The organism is Oceanospirillum beijerinckii DSM 7166, from assembly GCF_000422425.1.
Classification (GTDB): Bacteria; Pseudomonadota; Gammaproteobacteria; order Pseudomonadales; family Halomonadaceae; genus Oceanospirillum; species Oceanospirillum beijerinckii.
Window position 1 is genome coordinate 42,878 of record NZ_AULT01000024.1, and the last position, 13,553, is coordinate 56,430.

11 protein-coding genes are annotated in these 13,553 nt (G+C 47.8%); 7 read left to right on the forward strand and 4 right to left on the reverse strand.

What is annotated here, in order from left to right:
* Nucleotides 1-13 precede the first annotated feature (13 nt).
* Complete coding sequence (locus H579_RS0108510) at nt 14-718, forward strand: type 1 glutamine amidotransferase (protein WP_028300316.1); 705 nt, start codon at nt 14-16, stop codon at nt 716-718.
* Nucleotides 719-876: 158 nt separating this feature from the next.
* Here the strand turns inward: H579_RS0108510 and H579_RS0108515 are convergent, their stop codons facing one another.
* On the reverse strand, nt 877-2,076 hold the full coding sequence (locus tag H579_RS0108515) for an aminotransferase-like domain-containing protein (protein ID WP_157834580.1): 1,200 nt from the start codon (nt 2,074-2,076) through the stop codon (nt 877-879).
* A 211-nt stretch (nt 2,077-2,287) separates the two neighbouring features.
* Here H579_RS0108515 and H579_RS24920 point away from each other — a divergent pair, with 211 nt between their 5' ends.
* Nucleotides 2,288-3,721, forward strand: coding sequence for an aminotransferase-like domain-containing protein (locus H579_RS24920; protein ID WP_051227455.1), 1,434 nt, complete (start codon nt 2,288-2,290; stop codon nt 3,719-3,721).
* Nucleotides 3,722-3,915: 194 nt separating this feature from the next.
* On the opposite strand, the gene H579_RS0108525 is transcribed toward H579_RS24920, so the two are convergent.
* Together H579_RS0108525 and ggt are read right to left on the reverse strand one after the other, a co-directional pair.
* Nucleotides 3,916-4,335: a BLUF domain-containing protein gene (locus H579_RS0108525; RefSeq protein WP_028300318.1), complete on the reverse strand. Its 420-nt coding sequence runs from the start codon at nt 4,333-4,335 to the stop codon at nt 3,916-3,918.
* A 115-nt stretch (nt 4,336-4,450) separates the two neighbouring features.
* Nucleotides 4,451-6,196 carry a gamma-glutamyltransferase gene (gene ggt / locus H579_RS0108530; RefSeq protein ID WP_028300319.1) on the reverse strand — a complete coding sequence of 582 codons (1,746 nt, stop codon included), beginning with the start codon at nt 6,194-6,196 and terminating at the stop codon, nt 4,451-4,453.
* Nucleotides 6,197-6,632: 436 nt separating this feature from the next.
* Between ggt and H579_RS0108535 the strand changes: the two genes are divergently transcribed.
* Nucleotides 6,633-7,211: an antibiotic biosynthesis monooxygenase gene (locus tag H579_RS0108535; RefSeq protein WP_051227456.1), complete on the forward strand. Its 579-nt coding sequence runs from the start codon at nt 6,633-6,635 to the stop codon at nt 7,209-7,211.
* A 115-nt stretch (nt 7,212-7,326) separates the two neighbouring features.
* Here the strand turns inward: H579_RS0108535 and H579_RS0108540 are convergent, their stop codons facing one another.
* A complete protein-coding gene (locus H579_RS0108540) occupies nt 7,327-9,393 on the reverse strand; it encodes a prolyl oligopeptidase family serine peptidase (RefSeq protein ID WP_028300321.1) in 2,067 nt (688 codons plus the stop codon).
* A gap of 52 nt (nt 9,394-9,445) precedes the next feature.
* On the opposite strand from H579_RS0108540, the gene H579_RS0108545 reads away from it, so the two are divergent.
* From H579_RS0108545 to H579_RS0108560, 4 genes are all read left to right on the forward strand, one after another.
* Nucleotides 9,446-9,865, forward strand: coding sequence for a hypothetical protein (locus H579_RS0108545; RefSeq protein WP_157834581.1), 420 nt, complete (start codon nt 9,446-9,448; stop codon nt 9,863-9,865).
* 176 nt (nt 9,866-10,041) lie between these two features.
* Nucleotides 10,042-10,704, forward strand: coding sequence for a YEATS-associated helix-containing protein (locus H579_RS0108550; protein ID WP_028300323.1), 663 nt, complete (start codon nt 10,042-10,044; stop codon nt 10,702-10,704).
* Between the two features lie 67 nt (nt 10,705-10,771).
* Nucleotides 10,772-12,664, forward strand: a complete 1,893-nt coding sequence (locus H579_RS24925; protein WP_051227458.1) for a VWA domain-containing protein — start codon at nt 10,772-10,774, stop codon at nt 12,662-12,664.
* 33 nt (nt 12,665-12,697) lie between these two features.
* A complete protein-coding gene (locus H579_RS0108560; RefSeq protein ID WP_028300324.1) occupies nt 12,698-13,513 on the forward strand; it encodes a class II glutamine amidotransferase in 816 nt (271 codons plus the stop codon).
* The last annotated feature ends 40 nt before the right edge of the window (nt 13,514-13,553 follow it).

The following is a 13,553-nucleotide window of genomic DNA, read 5'->3' on the forward strand; positions in this document are numbered from 1 at the left end:
GGCATCACGACCAATGCGCATACATGTTTTACAACATGTTCCTTACGAAGGCCCGGGCAGTATTGCTCGCTGGGCTGAAAAAAATGAATACCTGCTTACCTTGACTCGTTTTTACGCTGGCGATTCTCTGCCTGATCAGGACAGCTACGATATGCTGTTGATTCTGGGTGGCCCTATGGGCGTGAACGACACTAAAAAAGTGCCTTGGCTTAAAGAAGAAAAGCACTTTATCAGCGAAGCCATTGAGCAGGGAAAAATGGTTCTGGGCATCTGCTTAGGTGCACAGCTGGTAGCCAATGTACTGGGTGCAAAAATTAAGAAAAATGAGCACCGCGAGATCGGCTGGTATCCGATCACAGCCACACCTAATGCCATGGTGCTGGGGTTACCGCAACAATTCCAGGCATTCCACTGGCATGGCGATACGTTTGGCCTGCCTGATGGCGCGATTCCTATCGGTACCAGCGACGGTTGTGAGAACCAGGGTTTTATCTATCAGGATCGGGTTGTTGCGCTTCAATTCCACCTGGAAACCACACCTGAAGCAGCAAAAGAATTGATTGATGCCTGCGCCCATGAAATCGACGACGGCCCTCATTGTCAACCAGCAGAGGCGATGCTTGTTGATTTGGAGTTGTTTAGTGAAGCCAACCAGCGTATGGAACAGATTATGAGCTATATGCTCAGCCAGATGGAAACTGACTGGTATATGGGTTAAAGATAGATAGCTGTAACGAAAAATGCTCCTGAGTACTCAGGAGCATTTTTCACATTATAGTCAAACAAGCCGCCCCAAAATAGAGCCAATCCATTTAAGATCAAGCGCCTCTTCCAGGATTAATCTCTAGACAGACCTCAAGAGATCTAAGCGAATCTCTACGATAAAAGCATCACTAAACGCTTAATCCCCTCCTCCATCTCTGGTAAAGAGATCTGACTGAAGCTTAAACGCAAACAGCGATTTCCATCTGCCGCAATAGTAAAAGAGCTACCCGGCAAGACAACAACCCCTGCTTCGATCCCCTGCTGAAGTAGGCGCTGACAATCCGCCTCCAGCGTCAACCAAAAAAACATCCCCCCGGCAGGAGATTGCCAACTAACCCCTTTGGGCAAGTAATCAACCAGTAAGCGATGCATATTGTCACGCTTAGATCGGTAATGTTTCTGTAGCTGTTCAATGTGAGTAGGCAAGGTACCCTGTTGCAGAAAGCGAGCAATCAACAACTGCCCTAAACGATTAGTGTGTAGATCCGTTGCCTGTTTTGCCCGATACAGATAAGGATATAGCTCAGGATGAGCCACCATAAAACCAGTGCGCAGACCTGGCCACAACATTTTGGAAAAAGAACCCAAATAGATCCAGGGCGACTGCTTCACGTAATGGCAGATAGGGCGGGTAAAGACTCCATCATAGTTCAGCGCCCGATAAGGATCATCCTCAACCAAAACAACACCGTAACGGTCAACCAGCTGCGCAATATCGATGCGCTCCTGCTCGCTGTAGCAGTATCCGGTTGGGTTCTGAAACGTTGGGATAAGATAGAGCATTCGAGGTTGACGTGTTTGTAACAACTGCTCCAACGCATCCAGGTCGTTCCCATGACCAGATAATGTAAAAGGCAATAGCTCAGCACCTAAACCATTCAAAATCTGTAACATTGCCAGATAACTGGGATCTTCAACAATCACTTCACTGCCAGGATCAACCAGCAAACGTGCAGCCAGATCCAGCCCTTGCTGAGAACCAGAAGTGATCAGAATTTGACCTTCTTCACAAGCTAATCCTTCACCAGACAACCAGCTTACCAGTTGCTGTTTTAGCAGCCTCTCTCCCTCTGAAGTCCCATACTGAACCACACTGGCCAACTCCTGTGATGATAGTTGTGGTAGCTCTGGCATAACAACAGCATCAGGCAAGCCGCCGGCAAAAGAGATCATTCCCGGTTGCTGACTCACTGACAGTATCTCTCTGACCGGCGAACCGGGTAAACGTTTGCCGTAATCCGATAACGACAATGTCTGTATTTCAGGTATCTGGGGGGATATCTGTGCAGGGATATCCAGCTGTAGGGCCATAGGAGCTCTCCTTTTTCGCCGTTTATTGTGGTTCATTTAGTGCCTGTTACTGCCCGTTATCGACCGCAGCCGTAACAGTCTTACGTACAACTATTATGGAAACGTACTAGGCAAACAGAATAGAGACAGATAAGCTAACCACCAACACACAGATACAATATCAAGCAAACAGATCAATAAAATCAGATCTAAAACCTAAAAGAGCAAACAGATGGTAAAAAATAAGCAAAATAACACCAGTAAAGATGCCCATCTGTATCTAAGCGCCAGTCAAAAGCTCAAACAGCTGATCTCACAGCATAAAGACCCAACACAGAAGCTTCCCAGCTTACGTCAGATCAGCGAGCGCTTTTCCATTAGCTTAAGCACCGCTCAGAGCGCTTATCAGGTATTGATTGATGACGGCCTGATTCAGGTACGGCCTCGCTCCGGCTATTTCCTTACAACAAAATCCGACCCTCAGCTGCAACCACAAGTCCCAGCACCAGATCCAGGGGCCAAGCGGGTACAAATTGGTGAATTGGTAGTACAGATGCTGGCTCTCACCCGCCAACAACCTGTCATCAATCTTGGTACAGCAGTACCGGAACCACAGCTTCTACCCTTGGATACCATAGCCAAAGCGCAACGTCGTATTAGCCAACGCCAGCGCTGGGCTTATGGCAGCTATAGTCCCAGTAGCGGTGAACCGGCCTTGCAGGCCGCGCTGGCAGAATATCTGCAGCAGAAAGAAATACCATGCAGTGCAGAGCAACTTCTGATCACCAACGGCTGCACCGAAGCACTACGACTGGCTTTAATTAACAGCACCCAACCTGGCGATGTCATCGCCATCGAATCTCCCACCTACTTTACTGTGTTGCTACAACTTGAAAGCCTGGGTTTAAGAGCGCTGGAGATCCCGACTTCTCCCGAAACAGGAATCGACCTGAAACATTTGGCTACCATGATGTCTGCAATCAAGGTGAACGCCTGCGTGGTCAACCCCGTAGGCCATAATCCCCTGGGTTTTGTTATGCCTGATGACAAGAAACAGGCACTGATAGAACTGTGCCACAATCATGGTACTCATCTAATTGAAGATGTGATCAATCTGGACCTGACTTACCATAACCATAACTCCCGCTCGCTAAAAGCATTGGATAACTACGGCTTAGTCAGCCAATGCGGCTCCTTCTCAAAAAGTCTGTCACCGGCTTTACGGGTAGGCTGGCTGCTGCCCAGTCATCAGCTAACACAAATCACCACTAGCAAATTTATCAGTAATGTCAGTGTCAGCACACCATGCCAGCTCACCATTGCAACAATGCTGGAAAAAGGCTGGTATCAGAAAGCAGTCAATAAACATAGAGGACAGCATGCCGAACGGGTACAGAAAACCAGGGAGTGGATCTTACAGCGCTTCCCGCAAGGCACCCGCGTATCACTACCGCAAGCGGGATTTGTGCTTTGGGTCGAACTCCCGGAACCTTATCAGGCGATGCCGATTCACCAAAAAGCCCTGGAAAAAGGTGTGCTGTTTCTGCCTGGGGATGTGTTCTCTCCGACCAGCGATCTCTATAGCCGCTATCTAAGGATCAACTGCTGCGCCTGTAAACCGGAAGAAGTATTGGAAGGGGTAAAGAGAATTGCCAGATGTTTTTAGAGCACTTAGAAAAAGAATACAGATTGAATTATAGGCTCTTAAAAGCATCCTTACCTGACAACCTGTTGACCTGAAACAACGTACTGAACGGCATACTGTTTACATCACGGATATGCAGCTCCATGGCTTTATACGACCCAGGACTCAATGGTTATTATTAGAAGCATCGCCTCCAGCTTTTCAAAATCGATCACTTAAATAAGCGCCACGCTATTCCGTAACTCCAGCATCATGCCCAAACAGCTTTCACCGCGCATCTCATAAGGATTAAACTCAGAGTTCCCGGAGTACTTAATACACAGCGGCTTAGTTAGATCACTTTCCGGTACACAACCCATTGCCCAGTCAGAAAATTCCCGTCGAGAGATTTCATCGTACTCCAAAAGTACAACTTGATGATGACGGGGATCATTCAGAATATTGTGATAGACCTTGTTTACATTGGTGCGGGCACCTTCCAGGCATTGAAGGAAGTATTTGCGGTTAAAGCATAGCAGACCCGTCACTTCAACCTTCCCGTTATTCTCTTTGGCAGTAGATATAATTTGTTCTACTTCCTGCATATTAAGCTCATGAGTTACAGCACTACAGTAAATCAAACGAACTAAGTACATATGTCCATCTCCTCAGGCACTCCACATCAGTGTAGACGGTGATATCAATGCTGCAAGAAACAGGGGCTTTTTATAAGCCCCTGTTTTACTTCTGTGTCGCTTGAAAGGATGCAGATTAATCCCCCAGCGCTATTCCCTCACGTCGCGGATCAGCCGCACCCACTAACTTGCCATTATCAAAGTGGATGGCATGCAGGCCTGAGTTCAGGTCACGTACATTCACCTTAAAACCCATCTGTTCCAGCGGTGTTTTAAACTGCTCAGCGGTTGTGCCTTTTTCCAGATCATAGGTGCCAAAGCGATTAATCAAGCGAGGCAGGCTCACAGCTTGTTGAATCGGCATGCCCCAATCGATATGAGCGATCAGACTGGAGGCAACATAACCGATAATGCGTGATCCACCCGGCGAGCCGATAGCCATATAAGGTTTGCCGTCTTTCATCACAATAGTGGGTGCCATGGAAGAACGAGGACGTTTACCCGGCTCCAGTCGATTGGCAATAGGGTAACCGTTTTTATGACTGGCAAAGGAGAAATCCGTCAATTCGTTATTAAGCAAAAAGCCGTTACTCATCACACGGGAGCCAAAACCGTTCTCAATTGTGCTGGTCATCGAAACGATATTACCTGCTTTGTCCACGATCACCAGGTGAGTAGTCGATGGTAACTCAATAGACTCATCATCCGCTTGGGTCATGGCTTTTTCCCAGCGGGGTTCACCGGCATTGGCTTCTTCTAGTGCCTGACCTGGGGTGATTAATTTGGCTCGCGCTGCCAGATAGTTGGCATCCAGAAGACCTTCTGGCATAGGCACATAATCGGTATCAGCCATATAGCGGCCGCGATCAGCAAAAGCTAAGCGGGAAGCATCGCCAATAATCTGCCATGCCTGCGGACTATCTGCCCCCATGGCTTTCAGGTCAAAGTGGCTGCTGATCCCCAGAATCTGCCCCACGGTTAGCGCCCCTGAGCTTGGAGGCCCCATGCCACAGATATCATATTGACGATAAGGGGCACAGGTTACCGAACGCTCCTTTATTTGATAGTTGGCCAAATCCTGCCGGGTTAACAAGCCAGGATTATCAGGAATATTGTTCACTCGATTGACGATATCCTGACCGATTTGACCGTGATAAAACGCTGCTGAACCTTCTTTAGCCAGTGTGGCCAGGGTGTTAGCGTACTCTGGGTTCTTTAGTAGACTGCCCTCAGCAAGAGGTTCACCATCAGGGGTGAAAAAATAAGCCTGGGTATCAGGGTAGCGGCTGAGTCGCTTCTGATCTTTTGCAATAGCGCCCGCTAAGCGCGACGATACGATGAACCCCTGCTCAGCAGTGATTTGTGCAGGCTCCAGCAATTTAGCCCAGTTCTGGTTGCCGTAGCGGGCGTGCAATTCAGCCATGAGCTTGACCGTTCCCGGGGTGCCCACTGAACGACCACCTACAACAGCATCAAAGAACTGCAGTGGTTCACCATTTTTGTCCTGAAATAGCTCTGGAGTTGCAGCCATCGGTGCTGTTTCACGGCCATCAAAAGTGGTCATTTTTTGACTTTCTGCATCGTAATAAACCAGAAATGCACCACCGCCTAGACCTGAGGATTGAGGCTCTACCAAGCCCAGCATCGCCTGTACCGCAACCATGGCATCAATAGCTGTGCCACCTGCTTTTAGCACCTCATAACCGGCCTTTACCGCCAATGGATTGGCGGCAGCGACCATAAAATCATCGGCACTGACACTGGCTTTTTCGGTAAAACCACTGGCCACTTCCGGTGCAATGGCATCTGTGGTTTGTGCTGCATGTAGATTAAAAGAGAGCAGGGCAGAAGCTATTAATAGGGTTGATCGTTTGAGCTTCATTGAATCCATCCTTTTTGTTTTTATTGATCATTGCACAGCGAAACAAAAGTATTCGATAACACTGAGACAAAAGTGTTTGGCATCCTTCGGTCAACGATAGGGGGGAATGAAGCACTTTGTTGTAGATAAACTTTTGTGAGTGCTTATGATTCCTTCACGATGTCCAGAAATAGAATATTATTTGCCTGAGAAGTTTCTGTTCCACTGATAGGTTGTATTACAGCTGATTGCTGATCATAGGATAGTAAATTGATCAGGAAAGGCGAGCGATCTCCTTTCGTGCCAGTTTGACCTTCTTGTGTGCCGTGGGCACTCTGCTCAAGATTATTTTTTGTCAAAGTAAAAGAAAATAAGAGGGTTATTTTCTAGTTTGCTACAGTAAGTGGCGGCTTAGAGAATAAGCCGATCATTACACAGCGCTTTTATGGAGGGATAGATGTCATTAGAAGATAAAAAGATGCTATTGGCTGCCGCAGACTCTGAACCTGTGACCGTGAGCATTTCCCGTAAGGTAAAGCCAGGTTGTGAAGCAGAATATGAGGCTTGGATCTCCGATGTAATCGATGCGGCACGCGACTTTCCCGGCCATCAAGGCGCAAGTGTATTACGCCCCTGTGCAGCAACCCGTCAGCAGTATGTGATTATTTATCGTTTTGCCAGTTATGAAGACTGTCGGCGCTGGGAAGATTCTGATATTCGGACTCAGTGGTTGGAGAAAATTGAACCCTGGGTTGATGGTGAAGCAGTTACCCGTCGCGGCACTGGTTTGGAGTTCTGGTTTGACCTACCTGAACTGCCGGCACAAAAGCCGCCTTCACCTCATAAAATGGCGTTAGTACTGGTTGTCGTGGTGTTTACGCTGGTGATGGCGATTAATCTAGTTTTTGGCAGTTGGTTAGCTGAGTTGCCCATTGGGTTACGTACCTTGTTGGTTGTCCTTACCCAAGTATTGCTGATGACTTATATTGTTATGCCCAGGGTGACCAAGATACTGAAGTCCTGGTTATTCAAGTAGCCGAGTTGAGTATGAGTCTTTATGAGCGCCCTAGTCCCTTTTAACAATGGAACCTGGGCGCTACCTGCTCAAGGTATAAGTATTTTACATATCGTTGTTTAGGGCATTCGTTGGATCAAGCCCCAGGAGCCAGTCCGAGCATCTTAAGTACAACACTCTGGCTTTCGGCGATTTCTTGATAGCTTTGATCCCGCCCAGAACCTCCCGCGTGACCAGAGTCCATACGGGTGCGTAGATATACGTTATTGATCCCGGCTTGCTGTAGACGGTAGTGCCATTTGGCCGGCTCCCAGTATTGTACCCTTGGGTCATTCAGACCTGCTTCGATCCAGAGTAGAGGCTTGCCTGTGGATATAGAATCCTGTGCAGTCAGTCTGAGATTATCGAGCGGGCTATAGTGGCGGATGCGCCAATGATCTTCTATATTGCCTGGGTCTCCCCACTCTTCGTACTCCGTCACTGTTAATGGAAGCTCCGGACGGGACATGGTACGCAATACATCAACAAAAGGTACTTCGGCCAGTATGCCTGTTATCAGTTCAGGGATACGGTTATAGATCGCACCCAGTACAATGCCAGCAGCACTCCCTCCTTGTATTACCAGTTGTTGGGGGCTGGTAATATTCCGTTGAATCAGTCCTTGGATTGAGCTTTGCAGATCCCGAATACTATTTTCTTTGTAGCCCAGTCGCCCCTGATGATACCAATGCTCACCACAGTCACCCCCGCCTCGCAGGTGAGCCACCGCAAACACGACGCCTCGCTCCATCAGGCTTAAGCGGCTACCGGAGAACCAGGGATCCAAAGCATCGCCATAAGCGCCGTAGACATACAGTAGCATAGGGGCTGGTTTATCACTGTCTAAGATGTTTGTTTGCCCTACCAGGCTAATGGGCAGTGTATTACCATCCCAGGTCGGTACGGTGATCTGTTTACTGCTGAACTGGCTCAGGTCAGTGTTGTTCAGTGGCATACGTTTCAGACAGTCCAGCTGCTGGTTAGCCATATCATATTGATACAGTGCCGGTGGCTGGTTAAAGGATTCCAGCTCTAAACGCACAAGTTGACTGTTACTAAGCGGGTTGTCTGACAGGTTGATCGATACCAGAGGAAACGGGGCCTTGAATTCATGCTGGAGTTGGCCGTTCAGGCTTTTGATAAACAAATGCTGTTGGCCCAGAGTATGATCACGACTCAGGATCATCAGATGGCGATCAAACAGCTCAAAGCCTTCAAAGGTGGTGTACTGACAACCAGGCTCAATCACAGCGCTTTCAATCAGCTGCACCTTATTCAGAGGTGTGTGTTGCTTTTTAACAGACAGAAGGCTGAAGCATGGATGCTGGCAATTACTGCGGATATAGAGGGTATCACCCAGGCTATCGGCATGGTATTCATGGCCCTCTTCCCTGGGACTGATCAGTTGCAGCGGTGCCAAAGGGTCTTTGGCAGAAACAAAGTAGTACTCTGAGCTTTGCTTGCTTAAGCTTTCGATAAAGAGAGTCTGCTTATCGCGACTCTTGCTGCATCCAACCCAAAAGCGGGCATCTTCTTCGGTAAAAATAACGTGTTGTTCACCGGTCTGAATATTGAGCACCATCACCTGCCAGGGACGCTGAGTATCATCCAGAGGAAAACAAAGCAGCAGGCTTTGATCTTCGCTCCAGATAATGTCTGAGGTCAGTGGTGGCAGATCATCAAAATAGGTGATTTCACCACTGTTCAGGTCCAGTAGCTGCAGTTGATACTGCTCATCACCCTCGGTGTCCAGAGTCATGGCCAACAGCATCTCATCTGGAGAGATTGCTAAATCACCCAGATCAAAATAGTTTTCGTCTTTGGCCCAGGGGTTGATGTCCAGATAGCACTTGGCGTTATCTTTCAACCCAATCGGGTAGCGCCAATACTGGGGATAGTTCAGAGCTTCGTGGTGTCGGACAAAGTAGCTGAAGTACTCCAGATCTGTAGGATAACTGTCGTAATTCAAAGGTGTACGGTGACGAATTTCCTGAAACAGTTGCTCCTGAAGAGATGAATTGAGCCATTTATCCGCTTCCAGGTTTTGGGCTGCCAGATAATCCAGGGTTTGTTGAGACTTCTCTTCAAGCCAAAGCTCAGAATCTTCCGGTAGTTCGCGTTTTAAAAAGTTTGGGTGGTCGTTATTTTGTTTGGCTTGAGACATAATAGGATGCTTAAAAATCAGGGTGTTAATGCCGACAACGGAAACCGCAGTTATGACTTTTGAAAATTATCAGACTTGGATCTGGGCGATCTATGCATTATCCGCTTTGGTGGTAATGCTTGTCACGCTCAGAATGACGCGCAACTGGCATAGCGGTGTTAAAGGTTTTTTACGGGTAACCGTTCTGGTATTAATGGCGATGCCTTGGTATGTGCAGCAGGATGCTACCGGGCCGCTTGCTCCCGCTATTACCGTTGCCGTCTTTGAAGGTGTCACTTTAGGTGGGGATGGCTGGAAGCGTGCTGGGTTACCGCTGATTGCCGTTCTGTCATTGGGGTATCTGCTGTGGTTTGCCGGCTGGTGGATTAGCCGCCGCCTCAGTGTTGAAAAAGAGGATAAGCAGCGTGAGCCACACAATGCAGATAGGGAAAAAGTGGAGCCTTCAATGGACGGGGCCGAAAAAGTGATTTAGTAATAACTAACTGTTAAAGAATATATTTTTACGCACATTTTCCATTGTGTGTAACAGGGGAATGCATAACAATATCCCCATTTAATTTTAGTGGGTGGTAACTGGCGTCTGGTGATGAGTCACTCAGGTATCGTCATTGCAGCTTCAAACACGGAAACGGTTCGGGAAAATAAAACATGGTATCACACGTTGTTATTCTTACTTTTGTCATGCTGATGGCAGGGGTTTTTGGTGGTCTGATTAACTTCTATCTGCTTAATCAGAATAATAAAGATACAGTGGCACTGGCACGCTGTTTGGTGGTTGGTGTTGGGGCTTCGTTCCTGGTTCCGGTTGTTCTGGACCTTATGGGTAGTGATATTGTGGTACTCAGCCAGACGGATTCCGCAAAAATGCTAATCTATACAGGTATCTGCCTGATTGCGGCTATCGGATCCCGTATGGTTGTGACGAATGCATTGGATCGCTCACTGGTGGCTTCTGAGTATGCTAAAACTCAAGTTGAAGAACTGAAGCAGGAACTGAAGCAGCTACAGGATGCTCTGACACCTCTGCTTGAAACCGAAACCGAGCAGGAAGCAGCGTTAGTTGTTTCTGAAACTGAGCTGGATACTCTGGATGTGACTTCAACAGCGGTATTGAAAAGCTTGTCCAGTGGTCGTCATATCTACCGAGCCCTATCGGGTTTAAGTGCAGAAACCGAGCTGGATGAATCCGACCTGCAGAAGAGCCTGGCGGTACTCGTAGGCAAAGGTTTCGCGGGCAAAGTAAACAGTGGTTGGGGTGCTCGCTGGTATGTCACTGAGCATGGACGTAAGTTGGCAGAGACGATTGTTTAGTTTGTTAGTTTATAGCCGTCAGTTAAATGCTCTTTAAGGCAAGTTTGTAATTAAGTAAGGATCAGTAATGGCACTCTCAAATGATCTTCGTATCGAAAAAGTTCTGAGTATTGTCTGCACCCTGTGTCTGCTACTTGTATCCCCACTGGGGTTGGCTGCAAATAGTAAACCGGATGTTCGGGTGTTGATCGATATTTCCGGCAGTATGAAAGAAAACGATCCGAATAATTTAAGGGTGCCTGCATTAAATCTGCTGGTTGACCTGTTGCCTGAGGGCAGTAAAGCCGGAGTGTGGACCTTTGGTGAGTATGTTAACGCTTTGGTGCCCCATGAAAATGTGAATGAAGACTGGCGCAGTCAAGCTCGTAGTCGCAGTCGTGATATCACCTCTTCAGCACTGTTCACCGATATAGAAAATGCGCTGGAGCGCTCCACTTACGACTCTAAGCGTGGTAATGGTGGTTTTGATCGTCATATCATCTTACTGACAGATGGTTTAGTGGATATTTCAGAAGCGGGTAGTGAGCGCCAAAAGCGCATTGAAAATAATCGTTCCCGTGATGATATTCAATTTGACCTGCTACCTAAGCTGCAGAAAGCGGGCTTTACTATTCATACCGTTGCATTATCGGATAACGCTGATAAGGATTTGATGCTTAAATTGGCACAGCGCACCGGTGGCCTGGCTGCGGTTGCAAATAATGCAGAGGAGCTGATGCAACTGTTTGTTCAGGCACTGGACCGCACTGCTCCAAGTGAACAGGTACCGCTGGAAAATAACCGATTCCTGGTAGACAGCAGTATTAATGAGTTCACCGCACTGGTATTCCACAAACCAAATAGTCAACGTGTATTCCTGATATCGCCAAGCGGCACCCGTTATACTTCATTGGATAAGCCGGACAATATCCGTTGGCATTATGAAACTCACTACGATCTGATCACAGTCACAGACCCAGAGGATGGTGAGTGGTTAATCGAAACAGAGATGCACCCTGAGAACCGGGTAACGGTGGTATCTGATTTGAGTCTGCAGACCAGTGATGTGCCGGCGACCCTGTTCCGTGGCCTGAGCCTGGATATCGAGGCCTCGATTACAGAAGAAGGCGAGCTGATTACCCGGTCAGAATTCCTGAAGGTGATGACGCTAAATGCGGAGCAGGTGTCAGATAGTGATCAGGTGCTTAAATCAGATATATTGACTGGTAAGCCCGGGGCTGCAGGTTACTTTGAAACCGAGCTGGGACCGTTTAATAAAACGGGTAACTTCCGTATTAAGGTGAATCTGGATGGTAAAACTTTCCAGAGATCGGTTTCTCAGCCAGTGTCTGTTCAGGATATTGTCAGCACCAGTGTTGATTATGACGAAGGCAATGATCCAACCCGGGTCTTTTTTACCAAGGTTCTGCCAGAGCTGAACTCCAGGGATGTACAAATTACGGCTTCGGTTCAGGGTTTAAATCTGCAAGCGGCACTGGCCAGCCAGGAAAGCTGGACCATGAAACTTCCTGAACTGAATCGCGATAAAGAGCAGGTGATTCGCCTATTTGCAAAAGGCACCGTTGAGGGTAAACCTCTGGATGTTGAACTGGAGCCTATTGTGATTCCTTCTCTGAATCCTGAGCCCCAGGTTTCTACTATGGAAGAAGAATCGGCTGTTCAACCACAGGCATTGCCACCAGAAGAGACTGGTGATAGTGCAGGGGCAGAAGGTGCTGACGAGCCTGCACCTGAGGAAGAAAAGAAAAAAGAGCGCATGAATTTGCTGGATCCAAACGATAAGCCTCTTAATTCAACACCAGGCGGTTCTGATCTATTGTGGGTCTATATCGCCGTAGGTTTGGCTAATATTGCACTGTTTGCAGGTGCCTTCTGGTTATACCGTCGCTTTGTGCAGCGTCGTACTGCAGCCCGTCAACAGAAAGAAGAAGCGAAACGCGATAATGATCTATCGCTGTAAGTAAAAGACTGAACAGAGGAAAGCAAGCGTCACATGTGTGAACTGTTAGGCATGAGTGCCAATGTACCAACAGATATCTGTTTTAGTTTTAGCGGCTTGATCAAGCGGGGGGGAGATACCGGCCCCCATAAGGATGGCTGGGGAATCGCGTTTTACGAGGGCAAAGGCTATCGTGAATTCCGCGATCCTAAACCATCCGTTGATTCTGAAATTGCTCAGTTGATTCAGAACTACCCTATTAAGAGCAAGGTCGTTATCAGCCATATTCGCCAGGCTAATGTGGGTGAAATCTGCTTGGAAAACACTCATCCGTTCAGTCGTGAAATGTGGGGGCGCTACTGGAGCTGTGCTCATAACGGGCAACTGGAAGATGCTCCAGGACATTTCCCCGCCAGCTTTTATCTACCCGTAGGTTCTACTGATAGTGAACAAGCATTTTGCTGGCTACTGGCACAGATTCGCTTAAATTTTACGGACCAATGTGCAGTAGAGCCATTAAGCATGGCGTTGCACACGTGGTGTGAGCAGTTAAGAGACAAGGGCGTATTTAATATGCTGCTGTCTAATGGCGATTATCTATTTGCGTACTGTTCAACCAAGTTAAACTGGATCACCCGCCGTGCGCCGTTTGGTGAGGCAAACCTGTCAGATGTCGAGATGACAGTAGACTTTAAGAAAGAAACCACACCGAATGATGTGGTGACAGTGATTGCCACTCAACCACTGACCGATAATGAAGCGTGGAACACTATGCAGACAGGTGAGCTGACTGTGTTTAAAGAGGGTGAGGTGGTATTACAGCATTTCTCTAAGCGGGTTATGGCTAACAGCAATGGCGCGCAGGGCTGACACGATAATTGATATCGGCGGCGCTGATCACACACTCCAT

Coding starts and splice junctions, on each gene's coding strand:
- H579_RS0108545 (WP_157834581.1), top strand. CDS start 9,446: ATGACTTTTGAAAATTATCAGACTTGGATCTGGGCGATCTATGCATTA.
- H579_RS0108560 (WP_028300324.1), top strand. CDS start 12,698: ATGTGTGAACTGTTAGGCATGAGTGCCAATGTACCAACAGATATCTGT.
- H579_RS24920 (WP_051227455.1), top strand. CDS start 2,288: ATGGTAAAAAATAAGCAAAATAACACCAGTAAAGATGCCCATCTGTAT.
- H579_RS0108550 (WP_028300323.1), top strand. CDS start 10,042: ATGGTATCACACGTTGTTATTCTTACTTTTGTCATGCTGATGGCAGGG.
- H579_RS0108540 (WP_028300321.1), bottom strand. CDS start 9,393: ATGTCTCAAGCCAAACAAAATAACGACCACCCAAACTTTTTAAAACGC.
- H579_RS0108535 (WP_051227456.1), top strand. CDS start 6,633: ATGTCATTAGAAGATAAAAAGATGCTATTGGCTGCCGCAGACTCTGAA.
- ggt (WP_028300319.1), bottom strand. CDS start 6,196: ATGAAGCTCAAACGATCAACCCTATTAATAGCTTCTGCCCTGCTCTCT.
- H579_RS0108510 (WP_028300316.1), top strand. CDS start 14: ATGCGCATACATGTTTTACAACATGTTCCTTACGAAGGCCCGGGCAGT.
- H579_RS0108525 (WP_028300318.1), bottom strand. CDS start 4,335: ATGTACTTAGTTCGTTTGATTTACTGTAGTGCTGTAACTCATGAGCTT.
- H579_RS0108515 (WP_157834580.1), bottom strand. CDS start 2,076: ATGGCCCTACAGCTGGATATCCCTGCACAGATATCCCCCCAGATACCT.
- H579_RS24925 (WP_051227458.1), top strand. CDS start 10,772: ATGGCACTCTCAAATGATCTTCGTATCGAAAAAGTTCTGAGTATTGTC.